The organism is Acidovorax sp. SRB_24 (assembly GCF_012931925.1).
This window is the reverse complement of the sequence record NZ_MWOM01000039.1, coordinates 1-20,305: the sequence shown is the minus strand read 5'-3', so window position 1 is coordinate 20,305 and position 20,305 is coordinate 1. Positions and strand designations below refer to the sequence as shown.

Below are 20,305 nucleotides of genomic sequence, written 5' to 3'. Positions count from 1 at the left end.
GTCAGGGCATGCTGCCCATGTCGTGCACGCCCATTGGCATCATGTTGGTGTTGAGGTGGTACATGACCCAGAGCGAGCCGCTCAGCGTGATGACCACGAGCATCAGCGTGAAGACCAAGGCCAGCATGGTCCAGCCGCCTTCGGAGCGCGTGTTCATGTGCAAGAAGTACACCATGTGCACAACGATCTGCACGGCCGCAAAGCCCAGCACCACGAGGGCGGTCACGTTGGAGTTCTGGAACACCTTGCCCATCACGAGCCAGAACGGGATGGCCGTGAGGAGGACGGCCAGCACGAAGCCCGTGGCGTAGCCCTTGAACGTGCTCTGGCTCGCGCCATCATGGTCATCATGGTCATCGTGCGGGTGCTGCACGGCGTAAGGATTGGCATTCGCGCTCATGGCAGCACTCCCATCAGGTAAACGAAGGTGAAAACACCAATCCAGACCACGTCCAGAAAGTGCCAGAACATCGACAGGCACATCAGGCGGCGCCGGTTCTCCAGGCCCAGGCCGTGGCGCGACACCTGGAACATCAGCGTGATGAGCCAGGCGATCCCGAAGGTCACGTGCAGGCCGTGCGTGCCCACGAGCGTGAAGAACGACGACAGGAAAGCGCTGCGCTGCGGCGTCGCGCCCAGGTGCAGCAGGTGGGCGAACTCGTACAGTTCCAGGCCGATGAAGGCCGCGCCCAGCAGCCCGGTGATGCCGAGCCAGACCAGCACGGCACGCTGGTTCCGCTTCTGCATCTCCAGCATGGCAAAGCCATAGGTGATGGAGGACAGCAGCAGCATCGCGGTGTTGAGCGCGACCAGCGGCAGATCGAACAGGTCGGCGCCCGAAGGGCCGGCCGCATAGCTGCGGCCCAGCACGCCATGCACCGCGAACAGGCAGGCGAAGATGAGGCAGTCGCTCATCAGATAGAGCCAGAACCCGAGCAGCGTGCCGTTTTGCGGGTGGTGCTCGGTCGTTTCGTAGAAACGCGGCGTGGCGGACGCCCCCGGGGGGCCGGCGGTCAGGGAAGCGGTGTGGTTATGCATGGCGGGCCAGGAGGCGGGTGCGTGCGTCTTCGGTGCGGCGCACTTCGTCGGCGGGGATGTGGTAGTCGCGCTGGTAGTTGAACGAATGGAAGATGGCGGCGCCGATGACGGCGGCGAACGACACCGCCGCCAGCGCCCACATGTGCCAGATCAGCGCAAAGCCGCAGACCGTGCAGAGGGCGGCAATCACCACGCCGGCGGCCGTGTTCTTGGGCATGTGGATGGGGATGAAGCCGTCCACGGGGCGCACATAACCGCGCTTTTTCATGTCCCACCAGGCGTCGCTGTCGTGCACCACGGGGGTGAAGGCGAAGTTGTAGTCCGGCGGCGGCGAGGCCGTCGACCATTCGAGCGTGCGCCCACCCCAGGGGTCGCCGGTCTCGTCGCGCAGCGTGTCGCGGCGCAGGTAGCTGACGATGAACTGGATGATCATCGAGGCGATGCCCAGCGCGATCAGCACGGCGCCGAAGGCGGCGATCTGAAACCAGATCTGCAGCGACGGGTCTTCGAAGTGGCTCAGGCGGCGCGTCACGCCCATGAAGCCGAGCACGTACAGCGGCATGAAGGCCAGGTAGAAGCCCACCAGCCAGAACCAGAACGAGCACTTGCCCCAGAACGGGTCGAGCTTGTAGCCGAAGGCCTTGGGAAACCAGTAGGTGATGCCGGCGAACAGGCCGAACAGCACGCCGCCGATGATGACGTTGTGGAAGTGCGCGATCAGGAACAGGCTGTTGTGCAGCACGAAGTCGGCCGGGGGCACGGCCAGCAGCACGCCGGTCATGCCGCCGATCACGAAGGTGACCATGAAGCCGATGGTCCACATCATGGGCAGGTCAAAGGTGATGCGGCCGCGGTACATGGTGAACAGCCAGTTGAAGATCTTCGCCCCCGTGGGGATCGAGATGATCATGGTGGTGATGCCGAAGAACGAGTTGACGCTCGCCCCCGATCCCATGGTGAAGAAGTGGTGCAGCCACACCAGGTACGACAGCACCGTGATGGCCACCGTGGCGTAGACCATCGACGCGTAGCCGAACAGGCGCTTCTTGCTGTAGGTGGCGACGATTTCGGAGAACACGCCGAACAGCGGCAGGATCAGGATGTAGACCTCGGGGTGGCCCCAGATCCAGATCAGGTTCACGTACATCATGGCGTTGCCGCCAAACTCGGTGGTGAAGAAGTTGGTGCCGACGTAGCGGTCCATCGACAGCAGGCCGAGCACGGCCGTGAGCACCGGGAAGGCGGCGACGATCAGCACGTTGGTGCACAGCGCGGTCCAGGTAAAGACGGGCATTTGCATCATCTTCATGCCGGGCGCGCGCATCTTGACGATGGTGGCCAGCAGGTTGATGCCCGAGAGCAGCGTGCCCACCCCCGCCAGCTGCAGTGACCAGATGTAGTAGTCCACCCCCACGTCCGGGCTCTGCGCGAGCCCCGAGAGCGGCGGATAGGCCAGCCAGCCGGTGCGCGCGAACTCGCCCACGAACAGCGAGGCCATCACCAGAACGGCACCGCTGGCGGTCATCCAGAAACTGAAGTTGTTGAGGAAGGGGAAGGCCACGTCGCGTGCGCCGATCTGCAGCGGCACGAGGTAGTTCATGAGCCCGGTGACCAGTGGCATCGCGACGAAGAAGATCATGATCACGCCGTGCGCGGTGAAGATCTGGTCGTAGTGGTGCGGCGGCAGGTAGCCCAGCTGGTCGCCAAAGGCCATGGCCTGCTGCAGCCGCATCATGAGCGCGTCGGCAAAGCCGCGCAGCAGCATCACCAGACCCAGCACGCAGTACATGATGCCGATCTTCTTGTGGTCGATACTGGTGAACCAGTCGCGCCAGAGCGTGCCCCAGACCTTGAAATAGGTCAGGGCGCCGACCAGCGCCAGGCCGCCCAGGACGGTGGCCACAAACGTCGCCAGCAGGATGGGGTCGTGGAGCGGTATCGCCTCCCAGGTGAGGCGGCCAAAGAGGAGCTGCGTGAAGTGAAGGTTGTCGAGCATCAGGGGACCGGCAGGCCGGAAGGGGCGCTGCCGTGAGGGTTTGCGGTGTAGGAAAAGTCCGGGGTGCCGGTGTCAGAGCGTCTGGGCGGGTGCCGTACCCAGCGCGCCCAGCGGGTCCTGCACGGTGCACATGGCGCCCACATACTGGCGCTCGGGCTGGCCGTCCAGGCCCAGGCGCTCGCGCGTGGCCGCGTCCAGCGAAGCCACGTTGTCCGTGCCGGGCAGGCCCAGGCCGCCCTGCGCATCGATCGCCATCATGTCGTTCATGCACATCTTGTTGGGCTCGACGCAGCGGTTGAGGATGGCCTCGTAGAGGCCGGGCGCGACCGTGGCATAGCGCTGCACGGGGTGGCGCTCGCTGGGTTTTTCCAGCTGCAGGTAGGTGGCGCGGCTGAGTTCGCCACCGCCCGCCTTGACGCGCTGCACCCACTGCGCAAAACCGTCTTCGTCGAGGCCATGGAACTTGAAGTGCATGCCCGAGAAGCCCGCGCCGCTGTAGTTGGCCGACATGCCACTGAATTCGCCGGGCTTGTTGATCACCGCGTGCAGCTGGGTCTGCATGCCCGGCATGGCATAGATCTGGCCGGCCAGCGCGGGGATGAAGAACGAGTTCATCACGCTGGACGCGGTGATCTTGAACTGGATCGGCCGGTCCACGGGCGCCGCGACCTCGTTGACCAGCGCAATGCCCTGCTCGGGGTAGAGGAACAGCCACTTCCAGTCGAGCGCGACCACCTCGACCACCAGCGGCTTGGCGTCGGCGGGCACGGCGCGCTGCGCGTCCAGGCGCTCGATTGGGCGGTAGGGGTCGAGCTTGTGGGTGCTGGTCCAGGTGATGGCGCCCAGCACGATGATGATGAGCAGCGGCACGGTCCAGATCACCAGCTCCAGCTGGGTGGAATGGTGCCAGTCGGGGTCGTAGTCGTCGCGCGGCGTGGCCTGGCGGTAGCGCCAGGCAAACACGAACGTGAGCACGATCACCGGGACGATGACCAGCAGCATCAGCCCCGTGGCGATGTAGATGAGGTTGCGTTGCTGGACCGCGATGTCGCCCGAAGGGCTGAGCAGCACGGCATTGCAGCCTGCCAGCAGGGCGATGGCGGGCAGTAGAAGCAGCCCGCGGAGGGTCTTGAAGGAAGGCATGCCGGGAAATGTGTTGATCGAGATCAGGGAAGGCGCAGAATCTACGTGCATCCAGGCCCTTTGCCCATTGGACGTTTTGTCCCAGGGGGCTTTTTTCAACGACCTGCAACCGGTACATGCCCGCTTGACGCAGCATTTCAAAAGGGAGTAAGCGCCATGACAGCCCTCAGTCACCCGTCCACTGCCGGCATTCCGCCCGCGCCGCGCCGCCGCGGCGCGCAGACGGGCCACAGCGCCATCGCGCCCAGCGAGATCGCCGTCGGAGTCATCATTGGCCGGGCCTCGGAGTACTTCGACTTTTTCGTCTTCGGCATCGCCTCGGTGCTGGTGTTTCCCGCGGTGTTCTTCCCCATGCAGGCGCCGCTGGCCGGCGCGCTCTGGGCCTTCGCCGTGTTTGCGCTGGCCTTCATCGCGCGCCCCGTGGGCACCGTGGCCTTCATGGCCATCCAGCGCCGCTTTGGGCGCGGCGCCAAGCTCTCGGGCGCGCTGTTCCTGCTGGGCGTGTCCACCGCCGGCATGGCCTTCCTGCCCGGCTACGCCAGCCTGGGGCCTGCCGCCATCGTGCTGCTGGCGCTGCTGCGGATCGGCCAGGGCCTGGCATTGGGCGGCTCGTGGGACGGCCTGCCCTCGCTGCTCGCACTCAATGCGCCGGCGCACCGGCGCGGCTGGTACGCCATGGTGCCGCAGCTGGGCGCGCCGGTCGGCTTCATCGTGGCCAGCGGCCTGTTCCTGTACCTCCACGCCAGCCTCTCGCAGGCCGACTTTCTGGCCTGGGGCTGGCGCTATCCGTTTTACGTGGCGTTTGCGATCAATGTGGTGGCGCTGTTCGCGCGGCTGCGGCTGGTGCTGACCGCGGGCTACCAGCGCCTGATCGAGGAGCGCCATCTGGTGCCCGCGCCCGTGGCGGAGCTGGTGCGCGCGCGCGCCGGCAACCTGCTCATCGGCGCGTTTGCGGCGCTGGCCAGCTATGCGCTGTTCCACCTGGTGACGGTGTTCCCGCTGTCATGGATCAGCTTGCATGCGGGCCAGCCGGTCACCGAGGTGCTGGCCGTGCAGATCGCCGGCGCGGCCATTGCCATCCCCTGCATCGTCGCCTCCGGGCTGCTGGCCGACCGCATCGGCCGGCGCAGCACGCTGGGGCTGCTGGCGGGCCTGATCGGCGTGTTTGCGCTGTTCGCGCCCACGCTGCTGCAGGGCGGGCGCTGGGGACAGGATGCATTCATCCTGGTCGGTTTTGCGCTGCTCGGCCTGTCCTATGGGCAGGCGGCGGGCGCCGTGTCGGCCAACTTCGAGGCACGCTTTCGCTATACGGGCGCAGCCCTGACCTCGGACCTGGCCTGGCTGCTCGGCGCCGCGTTCGCGCCGCTGGTGGTGCTCGGCCTGTCGTCGTGGCTCGGGCTGGCGGCGGTCAGCGGCTACCTGCTCTCGGGCGTGGCCTGCACGCTGGCAGCGCTGCACATCAACCGCACGCGCGAATTGCGCGGCTGAACCCCGGGCCCGCACGCGGGCCCGCGTGCACACTCAAGCGCCCTCGCCCTTGGGTCCGCGCTCCATCAGCGCCGCCACCGCGTCGGCCGGCTGCATGCGGCCATCGAGCAGGGCCACCACGGCCTCGCTGATCGGCATGTCCACGCCCAGGTGGCGCGCACGCTGCACCACGGTGCGGGCGCTGTACACCCCTTCGGCCACATGGCCCAGCGATGCCACCGCCTGCGGCAGCGTCTGGCCCTGCGCCAGCAGCAGGCCCACGCGGCGGTTGCGCGAGAGGTCGCCCGTTGCTGTGAGCACCAGGTCGCCCAGGCCCGACAGGCCCATGAAGGTGTCGGCGCGCGCGCCCAGGGCCAGGCCCAGGCGCGTCATCTCGGCCAGGCCGCGCGTGATCAGCGCGGCGCGCGCATTCAGGCCCAGGTGCAGGCCGTCGCACAGACCGGTGGCGATCGAGAGCACATTCTTGACGGCGCCGCCCACTTCCACGCCCACGATGTCGTCGTTGGCGTAGACGCGCACGCTGGGGCTGTGAAAGGCGTGCACCAGGGCGTCGCGCACGCGTTGATGCGCACTGGCGGCGACGAGCGCGGTCGGCTGGCCGCGCGCGACCTCGAGCGCGAAGCTCGGGCCGCTGAGCACGCCAGCGATCAGATCAGGCGCTGCCTGCGCCCGCACCTCATGGGCCATCAGCCCAAAAGACCCGGGATCGGCAGCGGCCTCGAAGCCCTTGCACAGCCAGGCCACGGGCACGGGGCAGCCGCGCAACTGCACCAGCATGGCGCGCAGCGCGGCCATCGGCGTGGCAACGATCACCAGGTCGGCCGCGGCGGCCAGCGCCGCCACGTCGCTACCGGCCAGAACCAGTGGGGACGGCAATGCGATGTCCGGCAGGTAGCGCGCATTGCAGCGTGCGGCGCGCATGTCCGCCAGCTGCTGCGCGTCGCGCGCCCACAGCGTGACCGCATGGCCCGCCGGATGGACCGTGGCGCTGATGGCCATGGCCGTGCCCCAGGCACCGGCCCCAATCACTACTATTTTCATAGCTGCTCGCGCTTTACCAGCAAGCGCTGGAGGCCAAAAAGACTGGAAATGCTTATTGCGCCAGGGTCGCGGGCGCTTCGCCGGCGGCCTGCGCCTGTTGCTGCTCGTACATGGCCTGGAAGTTGATTTCGGCCAGGTGCACGGGCGGGAAGCCGGCGCGGTTGACGATGTCGGCCACGTTGCCGCGCAGGTACGGGTAGACGATCTGCGGGCAGGCGATGCCCATGATGGGGCCCATCTGGTCTTCGGGGATGTTGCGGATCTCGAAGATGCCGGCCTGCTTGGCTTCGACCAGGAACACGGTCTTGTCCTTGATCTTGGTCTGCACGGTGGCCGTCACGGCCACTTCATAGATGCCTTCGGCCACGGGCGTGGCTTCCACGCCGAGCTGGATATCCACGCTGGGCTGCTCTTGCTCGAGCAGGATGCCGGGCGAATTGGGCTGTTCGAGAGACATGTCCTTGAGGTAGACGCGCTGGATCTGGAACACGGGGGTTTCTTCGGTGGCCATGGTGAAAGTCTTTCAGCCCAAACAGGGTGTTGCAAAACAAAGCCCGCTACGGAGGCGACCCCGCAGCGGGCACATGGGGCAGCATTATGCAGCGCAGGCCCGGGCCGCTGCGGCGATCAGGCCGCGCCCAGCAGGGGCTGCAGACCGCCGCGCGCGTCGAGCGCGACCAGGTCGTCGTGGCCGCCCACATGCGTGGTGCCAATGAAGATCTGCGGCACCGTGCGCCGGCCGGTGACTTCCATCATGTGGTTGCGCGCGCCCGCGTCGGTGTCGATGCGGATCTCTTCGATCTGCTCGACCCCCTTGGACTTGAGAAACTGCTTGGCACGGATGCAGTAGGGGCAGACACCGGTGGTGTACATCTTCACGGCTTGCATGGGATCTCCTTTGCTTTCTCTGGGGGTGGGGGCGTTTCAGGCCTTTTCAACCGGCATCCCCGCAGCCTGCCAGGCCTTGATGCCGCCGGCCAGTGCCTGGGCGTTGGCGTAGCCGAGCTTTTGCGCCACGGCCACGGCGCGCTGGGCGCGCACGCCGCTGGCGCACACCAGCACCAGCGGAATCGCCTTGTTCTTGGCGACGGCCGGCAGGCGCTGCTCGAGGTCGGCCAGGGGCACGTTCTTCGCGCCGACCACATGGCCGGCGGCGTATTCGTCGGCGCCGCACACGTCGATCACCACGGCCCTTTCGCGGTTGATGAGCTGCACGGCCATGGCGGCCGAGAGCCCGCCGCTGGCTGCGCCCTTGAGCACCGGCACCACCAGCAGGGCACCCGAGACGAGCGCAAGAAGAATCAAATACCAGTTGTCGACGATGAAGTTCACGTTATTCCTTGGGTTGGCAAACCAGACAATTTTAGAATGTGTGGTTTTGACCCGCTTGCCCAAGGGAAACCATGCACAAACTCGTTCTGATCCGCCACGGCGAATCCACCTGGAACCTTGAAAACCGCTTCACCGGCTGGACCGATGTGGACCTGACCCCCACCGGCGTGTCGCAGGCCATGTCGGCCGGCAAGCTGCTCAAGGCCGAGGGCTACGAGTTTGACCTGGCCTACACCAGCGTGCTCAAGCGCGCCATCCACACGCTGTGGTACTGCCTCGACGAAATGGACCGCACCTGGCTGCCGGTGCACAAGAGCTGGCGCCTCAACGAGCGCCACTATGGCGCGCTGCAGGGCCTGAACAAGGCGGAAACCGCGCAGAAATACGGCAACGAACAGGTGCTGGTGTGGCGCCGCAGCTATGACACCCCGCCGCCGGCCCTCGACGCCGCCGACCCGCGCAGCGAACGCAGCGACCCGCGCTACGCCGGCCTCTCGGCCGAGGACGTGCCCCTGAGCGAGTGCCTGCAGGACACGGTGGCGCGCGTGCTGCCGTTCTGGAACCACACCATGGCCCCCGCCATCCGCTCGGGCCAGCGCGTGGTCGTGGCCGCGCACGGCAACTCGATCCGCGCCCTGGTCAAGTACCTCGACAACATCTCGGACGACGCCATCGTCGGCGTGAACATTCCCAACGGAATTCCACTGGTTTACGAACTCGACGACGAACTGAAGCCGCTGCGCCACTACTATCTGGGGGATGCCGAAGCGGCCGAGCGCGCCGCCGCCGCAGTGGCGTCGCAAGCAAAGGCGTAAAGTGGCGAGAAGCAGCTGGTCGGCGGCGTGAATCCCCGGCCGGCGGCACAAAAACGGAGGCCCGTGCGGAACTGCAGTGGGCCGCACCTTTCCAAGGTGTATCCAATGAATCGGTGAAAGGTGTTGTATGGGCCACAAACTGAAAATCGCAGGCTGGGTCTCCGTCGGGGTGCTGGCCGGCGCCATGACCACCGTGTCCTTGCAGACCGTGGCGCGCGGAGCGATGGCGCCGCTGCCGCTGGAAGAGATCCAGCAGCTGTCGGCCGTGTTCGGCCTGGTCAAGACCGACTATGTCGAGCCCGTGGACGACAAGAAGCTGATCACCGATGCCATCACCGGCATGGTGGCGAGCCTGGACCCGCATTCGCAGTATTTCGACAAGAAGTCGTTTTCCGAATTCCGCGAGGGAACGAGCGGCCGCTTCGTCGGCGTCGGCATCGAGATCACCCAGGAGGACGGCCTCATCAAGATCGTCTCGCCCATCGAGGGCTCGCCCGCGTTCCGCGCCGGGCTCAAGACCAACGACCTGATCACCAAGATCGACGACACCGCGGTCAAGGGCCTGTCGCTGAGCGACGCCGTCAAGAAGATGCGCGGCGAACCGAACACCAAGGTCATGCTGACCATCCTGCGCAAGGAGGAAAGCCGCAGCTTCCCCGTGACCATCACGCGCGAAGAAATCAAGACGCAATCGGTCAAGGGCAAGATCATCGAGCCCGGTTACGGCTGGATCCGCCTGTCGCAGTTCCAGGAGCGCACCGTGGACGACTTCGTGCGCAAGGTGGAGGAACTCTACAAGGCCGACCCGCACCTCAAGGGGCTGGTGCTGGACCTGCGCAACGACCCGGGCGGCCTGCTCGATGCGGCCGTGGCCGTGTCTGCCGCCTTCCTGCCCGAAGACGTCACCGTGGTCTCCACCAATGGCCAGCTCGCCGAAAGCAAGGCCACCTACAAGGCCGCGCCCGAGTTCTATGCGCGCCGCGGCAGCGGAGACCCGCTCAAGCGCCTGCCCGCCGCGCTCAAGAAGGTGCCGCTGGTGGTGCTGGTCAACGAAGGCTCGGCCTCGGCCAGCGAGATCGTGGCCGGCGCGCTGCAAGACCACAAGCGCGCGACCATCCTGGGCAGCCAGACCTTTGGCAAGGGCTCGGTGCAGACCGTGCGCCCGCTCGGGCCCGACACCGGCATCAAGCTGACGACGGCGCGCTACTACACGCCCAGCGGCAAGTCGATCCAGGCCAAGGGCATCGTGCCCGACGTGATGATCGACGAGACCGAGGAAGGCAGCCCGTTTGCCATCCTGCGCATGCGCGAGGCCGACCTCGAAAAGCACCTGGTCAGCGGCCAGGGCGAGGAACAGAAAGACGCCGTGCGCGAGAAGGCCCGCGAGGAAGCCCGCAAGCGGCTCGAAGAAGAGTCCAAGAAGCCCGTGGCCGAGCGCAAGATGCCCGAATTCGGCACCGACAAGGACTTCCAGCTCGCCCAGGCGCTGAACCAACTCAAGGGCCGTCCGGTCCTGGTCAGCAAGACGCAGACCGAGCGCAAGGAAGAGCCCAAGGAAATCCAGTAAGACCTGTCGGCCGCGGCCACCCGCCCAGGCCCGTGCGCCCAAGGGCCGGACTCCAGCAGGGGCCCGGCCTTTCGTTTTGATGTCCCTCTCAGATGCTCCCGGCACCCGCGTGCCCGCAACGCCATGAACGACCACCAGCTGCTGCGCTATTCGCGCCATATCCTGCTCGACGAGATCGGCATCGAAGGGCAGGAGCGCATCCTCGGCGCGCACGCGCTGATCATTGGCGCTGGCGGTCTGGGGTCGCCGGCGGCGCTCTACCTGGGCTCGGCCGGTGTGGGCCAGATCACGGTGGTGGACGACGACACGGTCGACCTGACCAACCTGCAGCGCCAGATCGCGCACACCACGGCGCGCGTCGGCGAACCCAAGGTGGCGTCCCTGTCACAGGCCGTGCAGGCGATCAATCCCGAAGTGCGCGTCACCTGCATCCAGCAACGCGCCGATGCCGCGCTGCTCGACCGCCTGGCGGCGCAGGCCACCGTGGTGCTGGATTGCACCGACAACTACGCCACGCGCCATGCCATCAACGCCGCCTGCGTGCGCCAGGGCAAGCCGCTGGTGGTGGGCGCCGCGATCCGCTTTGACGGGCAAATCACCGTGGTCGACCCGCGCGTGGCCGATGCGCCCTGCTACGCCTGCATCTTCGCGCCCGATGCCGAGTTCGAGGAAGTGCAGTGCTCCACCATGGGCGTGCTGGCGCCGCTGGTGGGCATCATCGGTGCCATGCAGGCGGCCGAAGCGCTCAAGCTGCTGGCGGGCGCCGGGCCGTCGCTGGCGGGCCGCCTGTTGATGCTGGATGCCCGCACCATGGAGTGGAGCGCACTGCAGGCACGCCGCAACCGGGCCTGTCCCGTCTGTGCGCACGCGGGGTAAGAACCAGCCTACAAGAGAGGCGTGCCATCGCTGGCACAATCCGGGCCCAAACGCACCTACATTGACTGCATGGTCATCGCTTCCTGCCTCGACCCAGCAACGGACCCGACAGTGAAACTCAAGACATACATCGTTGAAGACAACGCCACCATCCGCGAGAACCTGATCGGGACGCTGGAAGAACTGGCCGCCGTGGAGTCTGTCGGGGTCGCTGAGACCGAGCACGAAGGCACCTCGTGGCTCACCCAGCATGCCGCACAGTGGGACTTGGCCATCGTGGACCTGTTCCTGCGCCAGGGCAGCGGCCTGGGCGTGCTGGCCGCGTGCCGGGCACGGCAGCCCCACCAGCGCGTCGTGGTGCTGAGCAACTACGCGACACCCGACGTGCGCCTGCGCTGCGCGCAACTGGGTGTGGATGCGGTGTTCGACAAGTCCAATGAAATCGACGCTTTGGTCGACTATTGCATCGAGCAAGGCAGCGTATCGCAGCGCGTGTGAACGCCGCCTGGGCGCCAGTTCCGCGCCACCTTTGCGTGGCGGGCCGGCCACGCCTTGCGGTGTGGCCGCCGCTAGGCAGGTCCCGTCAGTCGATCAAGCGATTCTTGAGCGCGTAATAGGTCAGGTCGCTGTTCGAGGCCAGGCCCATTTTTTCCATCAGGCGCGTGCGGTAGGTGCTCACGGTCTTCACGCTCAGCGACAGCGTCTTGGCGATGTCGCCCGCGGTTTCGCCTTTGGCGAGTTTCAGAAACACCTGGAATTCGCGCTCGGAGAGCTGTTCGTGCGGTGGCGCGTCGTCCTTGCGGTTGAGTTGCTGGGCCAGCAACTGCGCCACAGCGGGCGTGATGTAGCGGCGCCCCAGTGCAATGGTGCGGATGGCCTCGACGATCTCCTTGGGCTCGCACTCCTTGTTCAGGTAGCCGCTGGCGCCCTGGCGGATCAGGTTCATCGCGTAATGCTCTTCGGGGTAGCCGCTCAGGATGAGGATGCCCATGTCGGGCGCCTTGGCCCGCAGCATGGCCAGGGCGTCGAGACCGGTCTGGCCCGGCATGGACAGGTCCATGATCAGCACATCGATTTCCGTGTTGCGCACCAGATCGATGGCTTCGCGACCGTTCGAGGCTTCGCCCGCAACGCGCAGGTCCACGTGCTCTGCCAGAAACTGCCGCAGTCCGGAGCGGACGATGGCGTGGTCATCCACAATACCGACTTTGATCATTGAGCTACTTTCCGGGGCAGCCACGCCGCCCGCACACATTCGATGGACATGGCGCCCACGGATGCGGACGACCAGACTTCGCTGCACAGCAGCAGTGCCATTATCCCGAAATCACCACCCCGCCCAGGAGAAGCCCATGCGCTGGTCCCAGTTACGCAAGATCGCCGTCAGCCTGCCGCTGGCGGTCCTTGCCGCGATCACCCTCGTGAGCATCAATGAAGCCGGGTACCAGCGCTCGCGCTACGCGCTGGAAGACATGGCGCACAGCCAGAGCACCCGCGCCTCGCTCAACAAATTGCTGCAGAGCATGCTGGACGCGGAGAGCGGGCACCGCGGCTACCTGCTCACCGGCGATGAGCGGTACCTGGAGCCCTACGAGCGCTCTGTCTCCACGGTCAATGCCAACCTGGACGAGTTGCGCAGCCTGTTCCACGATTCGCCCGCGGACATTGCGCAGTTTGCGCAGCTCTCGCGCCAGGTCTCGCGCAAGCTCTCCGAGATGGAGCTGAGCCTGCGCCTGCGCCGCCAGGGCAATGAGGACGCTTGGAAATTCGTCATGTCGACCGATGTAGGCAAGGAAAACATGGACGCCATCCGCACCCTGGCCCGCGACCTGATCGAGCGCAAGACCGATCGCATTGCCCAGAGCGAGCGCCAGGTGGAGCGCTCGCTGCTGCTGGCGCGCCTGGGCATCGCGGCCGTGACGGCCATCGGCCTGCTGGCGTTCTACATGTACCTGCGCCAGGCCACCGTGCTGCAGCGCGCCACCGAGCGCGAGCAGGAAATCCTGCGGGTCGAGCGCGCGCGGCTGGAGGGGCTGGTGCGCGACCGCACCGCCTCGCTGTCCGAACTCGCCGACCACCTGCAGCAGGTGCGCGAGGACGAGCGCGGCCATCTGGCGCGCGAGCTGCACGACGAGCTGGGCGCCCTGCTCACCGCGGCCAAGCTCGATGTGGCGCGGCTCAAATCCAAGATCGATGTGCAGGCCCCCGAGGTGTCCGAGCGCCTGCACCACCTGATCGAGACACTCAACAGCGGCATCGCGCTCAAGCGCCGCATCATCGAAGACCTGCGCCCCTCGTCGCTGGCCAACCTCGGACTGACTGCGGCCCTGGAAATCCTGACGCGCGAATATGCCGACCGCGCCGGCATCGACGTGCAGACCAGCCTGGAGACGGTGGAGTTGCCCGAAGCCACGCAGCTGACGGTGTACCGCATGGTGCAGGAGTCCCTGACCAACATCGGCAAATACGCCAATGCCAAGAAGGTGCTGGTCACCGTGCACAACTACCCCACCCATGTGGCAGTGCAGATACGCGACGACGGGGACGGCTTCGACCCCTCCGGCATCCGCCGCAACTCACACGGGCTCGTGGGCATGCGCCAGCGGGTCGAGGCCGCCGGCGGGCGCCTCACGGTGAGCTCGCAGCCGGGCCAGGGCACGCTCGTGTCCGCCATCCTGCCCACCAAGCCCGCACTGCCCGCCCAAACGGCCTGAGCAGCCTGCCGCCCACCACGGGACACTGTAAGACGCGGCCTACACAGTGGCCGCTACCGCACTGACAAGCGCAAACGCCGGGCGCCGGCACTGCGCGCACGCGCTGCCACCTACAGTGGACTTCAAGCGCACAACACCCTCTGCGAGTGCGCTCCACCTGTCGGCCCCGGCCGCAGCAACCAAGGAGCTGGACATGTTGCATTACGCAGTCGTTTTTCTGGTCATTGCATTGATCGCAGCCGTCTTCGGCTTTGGCGGCATTGCAGCGGGCGCCGTTGGCATTGCCAAGATCCTGTTTTTCGTCTTCGTGATCATGGCCATCGTGACTTTTGTCATCGGCCTCATCAAGCGCGGATGACGCGCTTGCGGACCCAACGCCCACCTTCCCACCCCCAGCCGAGGAAATTTCCATGAACTCCATCAACGACCCCAAGACCACCACCAGCTTCCCCGACTCCACCCAGAAAGCGGCCGATACGGTGCAAAAAGTGGCCGACACCGCGCGCCACATGGGCGAAGGCGCCATGCAGGGCGCCCAGCAAGCGGTCGATGCCACGCGCAATGTGGCCAACGCGTCGCTCGACAAGGCGGAAGCCGGCGTGCGCAAGCTCCGCGAAGGCGTGGATCCCGCCATTTCCGACCTGGCCGCCAAGGCGCAGGACCTGGCTGAGCGTGGCATCAATTACTGCGCGCACACCACGGCCCAGCTGCGCCAGCAGATGGACGAGTACGGTGAAATCACCACCCGCTACGTACGCCAGCAGCCGGGCAAATCGGTGCTCATGGCCGCCGCCGCCGGCGCCGCCTTGGCCATGGTCGCCATGTCAATGTCGCGCCGCCGCTGAGGCGATTTGCCCTCAAAGCACCGCCCCGCTCCTTCGCCACCGTACAAGGCCTGACATGACCCACGATCCCAACGCCACGGCGGGCTTCACGCTCGAACTGGACCAAGATGCACTCACCTTCGCTGGCACCTGCGAACAGGAAGAAGGGGCGGTAACGCCGGCCTCCAGCCCCTACCGCGATGCCATCGTAAAGTTGCTCAACGACGCCCTGGCCACCGAACTGGTGTGCGTGCTGCGCTACAAGCGGCACCACTTCACCGCGCACGGGCTGGCCTCACCGGCCATTGCGAGCGAACTGCTGGTGCATGCCAACGATGAAGCGGCCCACGCCGACCTGATTGCGCGGCGCATCGTGCAGCTGGGCGGCGAGCCGGACTTCAATCCCACCAGCCTGCTCGAGCGCAGCCATGCGCCCTACGACACCTCCGCCGACCTCCAGGCCATGCTGCGCTCCAACCTCGCGGCCGAGCGCGTTGCGGTGGAAGCCTACCGCCAGATGATTGCCCTGATTGGGGACAAAGACCCCACCACCAAACGCATGCTCGAGGGCATCCTCGCGGAAGAAGAAGAGCATGCCGACGAAATCAAGGATTGGCTGGCCCTCTGAGGGAGCGCTCGCCCCACCCACAGCAGGCCGGATCCGGGGGGTGCAACAGATCGGCCGGCTGCCATTGCCACAGCACCCGTGTTCCAACACATAAAGAGGAAATAACCATGAAATACGCCCGTGCCCTTGCTTTCGCCGCTCTCGCCGGCATCACCGTCGTCACCACCGGCTGCTCGGTGGCGCGCCACCAGCAAACCGTGGGCTCATACGTGGACGACGCAGGCATCACCACTGCCGTGAAGGCGAAAATGGCCGAAGACAAGACCGTTTCCGCCGCCGCGATCAGCGTGGAGACGCTCAACGGCACGGTCCAGCTCTCGGGCTTTGCCAAGTCGCAGGCCGAGAAGAACCAGGCCGAGGCGATTGCGCGCAACACCAAGAATGTGCGCGATGTGCGCAACAGCATCGTCGTTCGCCCCTGAACGTGCCTGCTGACCCGGCAGGGCCCGTGCGCCGTCGCGGCCCTGCCTCGTTCAATGCTGTGGCCCTCTGCGGAGGGCCACAGCCTTTTTCCGTGGGGGCTTCGCACCCAGAAACAGGGCGGTGCAGGACCGCGTTGCGGCCCTAACCGGGAGCGCGCACCTTGCGCGCCAGCCGCTCCTGCACCAGCGGCGAGACGAACTTGTCGACCTCGCCGCCGAGCGTGGCGATCTCGCGCACAAAGGTGCTGCTGATGAACTGGTACTTGTCGCTGGGCGTGAGGAACACCGTCTCCACGTCGGGCATGAGGCTGCGATTCATGCCGGCGAGCTGGAACTCGTAGTCGAAGTCGGTCACCGCGCGCAGGCCGCGCACCATGGCCTTGCCGCCGCGCGAAACGACGAAGTCGCGCAGCAGGCCGGCAAAGCTCTCCACCTGCACCTGCGGGTAGCCCTTGACGGACTCGCGCACCATGTCCATGCGCTCGTCCAGGCTGAACAGCGTCTTCTTGTGGTGACCGGCGGCCACGGCGACGATGACGCGCCCGAACAGCTGCGTGGCCCGGCGCACGACGTCTTCATGGCCCAGCGTGATGGGGTCAAAGGTTCCGGGGTAGACGGCGAGCACGTCTTGGTCCATGGCGGGGGTCTCCTGCAGGGCGTGAATCGACAGAGGCCGGGACAAAAAAAACGCCCCGGCCACGTGCGCGCATTATGCCGTGCGGTGCAGCACCGGCCTGCCGCAAATCGGCATGAAAAACGGCTCCAGCGCTGATGGGTATTGCGCCAACAGCTCCTGAATCAGGAGTTCTATGGCGCAGCCAGTGGCCGCAGCAGGTGCGCATGCACCGCGCCCGCGCGCAGGTGGCGGTGCAGCGCCAGCCCGTGCGGCGCCAGCGCCGCCGCGTCCCAGGCGCTGGGTGCTTCGAGGTAGACAAAGCCCTGTGGCCGCACGGCCCGGGCGGCGGCCTGCAGCGCGGGCGCGAACAGGTCGCCGTCGAACGGCGGATCGATCAACACCAAGTCCAGGCTGGCGGGCGCGCACGCGCGCAGCGCAGCCACGCCGTCGCCGCGGCGCACCTGCACGGTGGCCGCCTGCAGGCGCTGGCACAGCCGGTGCAGCTGCGCGACCAGGGCCGCGTCCTGCTCGACCAGGTGCACCGCCGCGGCGCCGCGCGAGGCAGCTTCGAGGCCAAGCGCGCCCGTGCCGGCAAAGGCGTCGAAGCACTGCCAGCCGGTCAGGTCCTGGCCGAGCCAGTTGAACAGCGTCTCGCGCACGCGGTCGGGCGTGGGGCGCAGGCCCGGGCGCTGGACCACGGGCAGGCGCGTGCGCTTCCACTGGCCGCCGATGATGCGCACCTCGCCGGCGCCGGCGGGCAAGGGCTTGGGGGCGGCCGCAGCGGCCTTGGCCGGGGCACGCGCTTTGGCTGTGGCCGGCGCGCGCAGCGCGGCGGCGGCCTGGGCGGGAGACAGGCGCGTCATGGCTGCACCCCGCCCACGACCACGGTCACCATGCGCTCGGGCTGCAGCTTGCGCTGCAGGGCGGCGCGGATGTCGGCCGCCGTGATGGCCTCGACGCGCTGCGTCCAGTGCTCCAGGTAGTCGAGCGGCAGGCCGTTGGTGGCGATGTTGACGACGTTGCCCAGCAGCTTCTTGTTGCTGTCGATGCGCAGCGCAAAGCCGCCGATCAGGTTGTCCTTGGCGGCGCGCAGCTCGGCGGCCGTGGGGCCCTCGGCGACGAAGCGGGCCAGCACCTCGCGCGCCACGCGCACGGCTTCGGCGGCCTGATCGGGGCGGGTTTGCAGGCCGATCGCGAAGGCCCCCGCGTTCAGGCCCGGCGAGAAGCCGCTGTAGACGCTGTAGCTGAGGCCGCGCCTTTCGCGCACCTCGTGCGTCAGGCGCGAGGTGAAGCCGCCGCCGCCCAGGATGTGGTTGCCCACCAGCAGCGTGAGGAAGTCGGGGTCGCTGCGCTTGAAGCCCGGCTGGCCAATAAGCACATGCGCCTGGGCCGAGTCGAAGGCGATGTTCTCTTGCACGGGCGCGGCCAGCGGCTGCACCTCGGGCACGGTGGGCAGAGGCGCGCACGGCGCCGGCGCGGGCAGGCGCGCCAGCAGCGTCGCCACCAGCGCCTGCGCCTGGGCGCGGTCCACGGCGCCGACGATGGCCACGCGTGCGCGGCAGGCCTGCAGCGTGCGCGCATGGAACTGCGCCAGGTCGGCCACGCCGATCTGCGCCAGGCTGTCCTCGGTCACGCGCTGGCCATAGGGGTGGCCGCCATACACGGCGGCGGCAAACGCATCGCCCGCCACGGTGCCCGGGCGCGTGCGTGACTCGCGGATCGCCGCGCTCCAGCGCGCGCGCTCGCGCTGCCAGATCGGCTCGGGCCAGGCCGGATCGGCCAGCACGCGCGCGGTCAGGCGCGCCGCCTTGTCCAGCAGGTCGGGCTCGGTGAGCGAGCGCAGCGAAAAGCTCAGTGCATCCTTGCCGGCGCTGACGTCCAGGCTCGCGCCGAGGTCGGCCCAGGCTTCGCCGAGCGCGTTTTCATCGAGCGCAGGCGCATCGCCCACGGCGCGCACGCCCTTGGTCGCCATCGTGGCCGCGGCGCTGGCCAGGCCGGCCTGGGCGGCGGGGTCGCGCCGGTCGCCGGCATCGAAGTCGATCTGCACGTCGACCATCGGAATGGCCGGGCTCTCGACCAGCCAGACCTGCGCGCCGCTGGGTTCGGTCCAGTGCTGTATCGGTAGCAGCGCCCAGGCAGATTGGGCATAAAAAACCACTCCAGCGCCGATGAACAAAGCGCGAGCAGCTATATTTTTCAGAGTCATCATTGGGGCTTTCGGCGCGGGTCAGTGGAGCAGCGCGCCATTGGCCGCAGGGGCCGAGCGTTTGCGCTGGGGATCGAGCGGCTGGGGCGCCAGCGTGGCCACGCTGAGCTGGTCGTCGCCAAAGTAGCGCCGGGCCACCGACTGCACCTGCTCGGGCGTGACGGTGCGCAGCAGCGCCAGCAGCCGGTCGTCGGCATCGAGCGGCAGGCCCTGCACCCAGTTGCTGCCCAGATCGCTGGCCTGGCTGTAGAGCGAGTCGCGCTGGTAGACGGTGCTGGCCACCCACTGCGTCTTCACGCGTTCGAGTTCGGCCACGTTCACGCCCTCGGCGGCCACGCGGGCCACCTCGGCGCGCAGCGCGTCTTCGACCTGCTGCGCCGTCTTGCCCTGCGCGGGCACGCCGCTGAGCACGAAGCTGCTGGGGCCGCGCCCCACCACCGAGGCATAGCTGCCGGCGCTGTCGGCCACGCGCTCGGGGCCCTGGCTGAGCGCACGCTCCAGCCGCGCGCCGTCGTAGCCGCTGAGCACCGCAGACAGCACCATCAGCGACAGCGCATCGCGGTCGCTGTCGGACAGCGCCGCCAGGTTTTGCAGCGTGGGCGCGCGGAACGACAGCGCGACATAGGCCTGCTCGGCCGGCGCCTTGACGACGATGCGGCGCACGCCGAGCTGCGCCGGCTCGGTGCGCGGCTTGCGCGCCGGCACGGCGCGCGCCGGAATGCGGCCATAGGTCCTCTCGGCCAGTGCATGCACGCGCTGCGCGTCCACGTCGCCCGCCACCACCACCACGGCATTGGCCGGCACATACCACTGCCGGTGGAACTGGCGCACGTCCTGGGGCGTCATGGCATCGAGGTCGCTCATCCAGCCCACCACCGGGCGGCGGTAGGGCGAGGCGATGAACGCGATGGCGTTGAGCTGTTCGATCAGCAGCGCGCGCGGCTGGTCTTCGGTGCGCATGCGGCGCTCTTCCTTGACGACCTCGATCTCGCGCTTGAACTCGGCGTCGGGCCACTGGTTGTGCGCAAAGCGGTCGGATTCGAGGCGCATCACCTCTTCGAGCCGCTCGGCCGGGATCTGCTGGTAATAGCCCGTGTAGTCGCGCGCGGTGAAGGCGTTCTCCTGCCCGCCCAGCGCCGCGACGCGGCGCGAGAATTCGCCCGGCGGCAGCTTGGCCGTGCCCTTGAACATCATGTGCTCGAGCACATGGGCCACGCCCGAGGTTCCATCGACCTCGTCCATGGAGCCCACGCGCACCCACACCATGTGGATCGCGGTGGGCGCGCGCCGGTCCGGTTTGACGACGAGCGCCATGCCGTTGGAGAGCGTGAACTGCTGCGCACCCGAGGCCGCGCCGGGCGCGGGCGGCGCCGCACGGCTGGAGGGAGGGACACCAGGGGTTTGCGCCCCGGCAGCGAGGCAGGCCAGCAGGCCCAATAAGGTGATAGCGCGTTTCATAGAATGCAGTGATTCTAAGAACCCCGCAATGTTCAGCTTTTTCAAAAAGAAACCCTCCGCACTGCCCGTTCCCGAGACGGCCCCCGCAGCCGCGCCGACAGCGCCCGCTCCTGCGTCCGCCGCTGTGGCCGCGCCGCCGGC

The 20,305-nt window shown here is 67.4% G+C and carries 23 protein-coding genes; 10 read left to right on the top strand and 13 right to left on the bottom strand.

The genetic code is table 11. The features are described 5' to 3' along the window. Nucleotide 1: 1 nt before the first annotated feature. The 4 genes from cyoD to cyoA form a co-directional block, all read right to left on the bottom strand. Nucleotides 2–400 carry a cytochrome o ubiquinol oxidase subunit IV gene (gene cyoD, locus B2J89_RS13805; protein WP_169169669.1) on the bottom strand — a complete coding sequence of 133 codons (399 nt, stop codon included), beginning with the start codon at nucleotides 398–400 and terminating at the stop codon, nucleotides 2–4. After that, a complete protein-coding gene (gene cyoC, locus B2J89_RS13800) occupies nucleotides 397–1,038 on the bottom strand; it encodes a cytochrome o ubiquinol oxidase subunit III (protein ID WP_169169668.1) in 642 nt (213 codons plus the stop codon). Before cyoC ends, cyoD begins: the two co-directional genes overlap by 4 nt. Further along, entirely contained in the window at nucleotides 1,031–3,034 is a 2,004-nt protein-coding gene (gene cyoB, locus B2J89_RS13795) for a cytochrome o ubiquinol oxidase subunit I (RefSeq protein ID WP_169169667.1), read from the bottom strand. Before cyoB ends, cyoC begins: the two co-directional genes overlap by 8 nt. 72 nt (nucleotides 3,035–3,106) lie before the next feature. Next, nucleotides 3,107–4,177: a ubiquinol oxidase subunit II gene (gene cyoA, locus B2J89_RS13790; protein ID WP_169169681.1), complete on the bottom strand. Its 1,071-nt coding sequence runs from the start codon at nucleotides 4,175–4,177 to the stop codon at nucleotides 3,107–3,109. 156 nt (nucleotides 4,178–4,333) lie between these two features. Here cyoA and B2J89_RS13785 point away from each other — a divergent pair, with 156 nt between their 5' ends. Further along, nucleotides 4,334–5,665: an MFS transporter gene (locus B2J89_RS13785; RefSeq protein ID WP_169169666.1), complete on the top strand. Its 1,332-nt coding sequence runs from the start codon at nucleotides 4,334–4,336 to the stop codon at nucleotides 5,663–5,665. A 33-nt stretch (nucleotides 5,666–5,698) separates the two neighbouring features. Here the strand turns inward: B2J89_RS13785 and B2J89_RS13780 are convergent, their stop codons facing one another. The 4 genes from B2J89_RS13780 to B2J89_RS13765 all read right to left on the bottom strand — a co-directional run bounded on the left by B2J89_RS13780 (nucleotide 5,699) and on the right by B2J89_RS13765 (nucleotide 8,038). After that, a complete protein-coding gene (locus B2J89_RS13780) occupies nucleotides 5,699–6,706 on the bottom strand; it encodes an NAD(P)H-dependent glycerol-3-phosphate dehydrogenase (RefSeq protein WP_169169665.1) in 1,008 nt (335 codons plus the stop codon). Nucleotides 6,707–6,758: 52 nt separating this feature from the next. After that, nucleotides 6,759–7,217: a protein-export chaperone SecB gene (gene secB / locus B2J89_RS13775; RefSeq protein ID WP_169169664.1), complete on the bottom strand. Its 459-nt coding sequence runs from the start codon at nucleotides 7,215–7,217 to the stop codon at nucleotides 6,759–6,761. Nucleotides 7,218–7,333: 116 nt separating this feature from the next. Then, nucleotides 7,334–7,594 carry a glutaredoxin 3 gene (gene grxC, locus B2J89_RS13770; RefSeq protein WP_169169663.1) on the bottom strand — a complete coding sequence of 87 codons (261 nt, stop codon included), beginning with the start codon at nucleotides 7,592–7,594 and terminating at the stop codon, nucleotides 7,334–7,336. Between the two features lie 36 nt (nucleotides 7,595–7,630). After that, nucleotides 7,631–8,038 (bottom strand): rhodanese-like domain-containing protein, encoded by a 408-nt coding sequence (locus B2J89_RS13765; RefSeq protein ID WP_169169662.1) that lies wholly within the window; start codon nucleotides 8,036–8,038, stop codon nucleotides 7,631–7,633. 71 nt (nucleotides 8,039–8,109) lie between these two features. On the opposite strand from B2J89_RS13765, the gene gpmA reads away from it, so the two are divergent. The 4 genes from gpmA to B2J89_RS13745 all read left to right on the top strand — a co-directional run bounded on the left by gpmA (nucleotide 8,110) and on the right by B2J89_RS13745 (nucleotide 11,794). Continuing rightward, complete coding sequence (gene gpmA / locus B2J89_RS13760) at nucleotides 8,110–8,853, top strand: 2,3-diphosphoglycerate-dependent phosphoglycerate mutase (protein WP_169169661.1); 744 nt, start codon at nucleotides 8,110–8,112, stop codon at nucleotides 8,851–8,853. A 127-nt stretch (nucleotides 8,854–8,980) separates the two neighbouring features. Next, nucleotides 8,981–10,420, top strand: a complete 1,440-nt coding sequence (locus B2J89_RS13755; protein WP_169169660.1) for a S41 family peptidase — start codon at nucleotides 8,981–8,983, stop codon at nucleotides 10,418–10,420. A 123-nt stretch (nucleotides 10,421–10,543) separates the two neighbouring features. After that, nucleotides 10,544–11,296, top strand: a complete 753-nt coding sequence (locus B2J89_RS13750) for a HesA/MoeB/ThiF family protein (RefSeq protein WP_169169659.1) — start codon at nucleotides 10,544–10,546, stop codon at nucleotides 11,294–11,296. 111 nt (nucleotides 11,297–11,407) lie between these two features. Further along, entirely contained in the window at nucleotides 11,408–11,794 is a 387-nt protein-coding gene (locus B2J89_RS13745) for a response regulator (protein WP_169169658.1), read from the top strand. An 85-nt stretch (nucleotides 11,795–11,879) separates the two neighbouring features. Here the strand turns inward: B2J89_RS13745 and B2J89_RS13740 are convergent, their stop codons facing one another. Continuing rightward, a complete protein-coding gene (locus tag B2J89_RS13740; protein WP_169169657.1) occupies nucleotides 11,880–12,512 on the bottom strand; it encodes a response regulator transcription factor in 633 nt (210 codons plus the stop codon). A 136-nt stretch (nucleotides 12,513–12,648) separates the two neighbouring features. On the opposite strand from B2J89_RS13740, the gene B2J89_RS13735 reads away from it, so the two are divergent. The 5 genes from B2J89_RS13735 to B2J89_RS13715 all read left to right on the top strand — a co-directional run bounded on the left by B2J89_RS13735 (nucleotide 12,649) and on the right by B2J89_RS13715 (nucleotide 15,884). Further along, on the top strand, nucleotides 12,649–14,010 hold the full coding sequence (locus B2J89_RS13735) for a CHASE3 domain-containing protein (protein WP_169169656.1): 1,362 nt from the start codon (nucleotides 12,649–12,651) through the stop codon (nucleotides 14,008–14,010). 193 nt (nucleotides 14,011–14,203) lie between these two features. Then, nucleotides 14,204–14,368, top strand: a complete 165-nt coding sequence (locus B2J89_RS13730) for a DUF1328 domain-containing protein (RefSeq protein WP_169169655.1) — start codon at nucleotides 14,204–14,206, stop codon at nucleotides 14,366–14,368. A 52-nt stretch (nucleotides 14,369–14,420) separates the two neighbouring features. After that, on the top strand, nucleotides 14,421–14,855 hold the full coding sequence (locus tag B2J89_RS13725; RefSeq protein ID WP_206041913.1) for a hypothetical protein: 435 nt from the start codon (nucleotides 14,421–14,423) through the stop codon (nucleotides 14,853–14,855). Between the two features lie 55 nt (nucleotides 14,856–14,910). Next, a complete protein-coding gene (locus B2J89_RS13720) occupies nucleotides 14,911–15,462 on the top strand; it encodes a bacterioferritin (RefSeq protein ID WP_169169654.1) in 552 nt (183 codons plus the stop codon). 107 nt (nucleotides 15,463–15,569) lie between these two features. Beyond that, nucleotides 15,570–15,884 carry a BON domain-containing protein gene (locus B2J89_RS13715; protein ID WP_169169653.1) on the top strand — a complete coding sequence of 105 codons (315 nt, stop codon included), beginning with the start codon at nucleotides 15,570–15,572 and terminating at the stop codon, nucleotides 15,882–15,884. A gap of 142 nt (nucleotides 15,885–16,026) precedes the next feature. On the opposite strand, the gene coaD is transcribed toward B2J89_RS13715, so the two are convergent. From coaD to B2J89_RS13695, 4 genes are all read right to left on the bottom strand, one after another. Continuing rightward, nucleotides 16,027–16,521 carry a pantetheine-phosphate adenylyltransferase gene (coaD, locus tag B2J89_RS13710; RefSeq protein WP_169169652.1) on the bottom strand — a complete coding sequence of 165 codons (495 nt, stop codon included), beginning with the start codon at nucleotides 16,519–16,521 and terminating at the stop codon, nucleotides 16,027–16,029. A 170-nt stretch (nucleotides 16,522–16,691) separates the two neighbouring features. Next, nucleotides 16,692–17,363, bottom strand: a complete 672-nt coding sequence (gene rsmD, locus B2J89_RS13705; RefSeq protein ID WP_169169651.1) for a 16S rRNA (guanine(966)-N(2))-methyltransferase RsmD — start codon at nucleotides 17,361–17,363, stop codon at nucleotides 16,692–16,694. Beyond that, on the bottom strand, nucleotides 17,360–18,709 hold the full coding sequence (locus B2J89_RS13700) for a pitrilysin family protein (RefSeq protein WP_169169650.1): 1,350 nt from the start codon (nucleotides 18,707–18,709) through the stop codon (nucleotides 17,360–17,362). The genes rsmD and B2J89_RS13700 overlap by 4 nt, the downstream gene beginning before the upstream one ends. Before the next feature lie 18 nt (nucleotides 18,710–18,727). Next, complete coding sequence (locus B2J89_RS13695; RefSeq protein ID WP_169169649.1) at nucleotides 18,728–20,164, bottom strand: pitrilysin family protein; 1,437 nt, start codon at nucleotides 20,162–20,164, stop codon at nucleotides 18,728–18,730. Nucleotides 20,165–20,305: the final 141 nt, after the last annotated feature.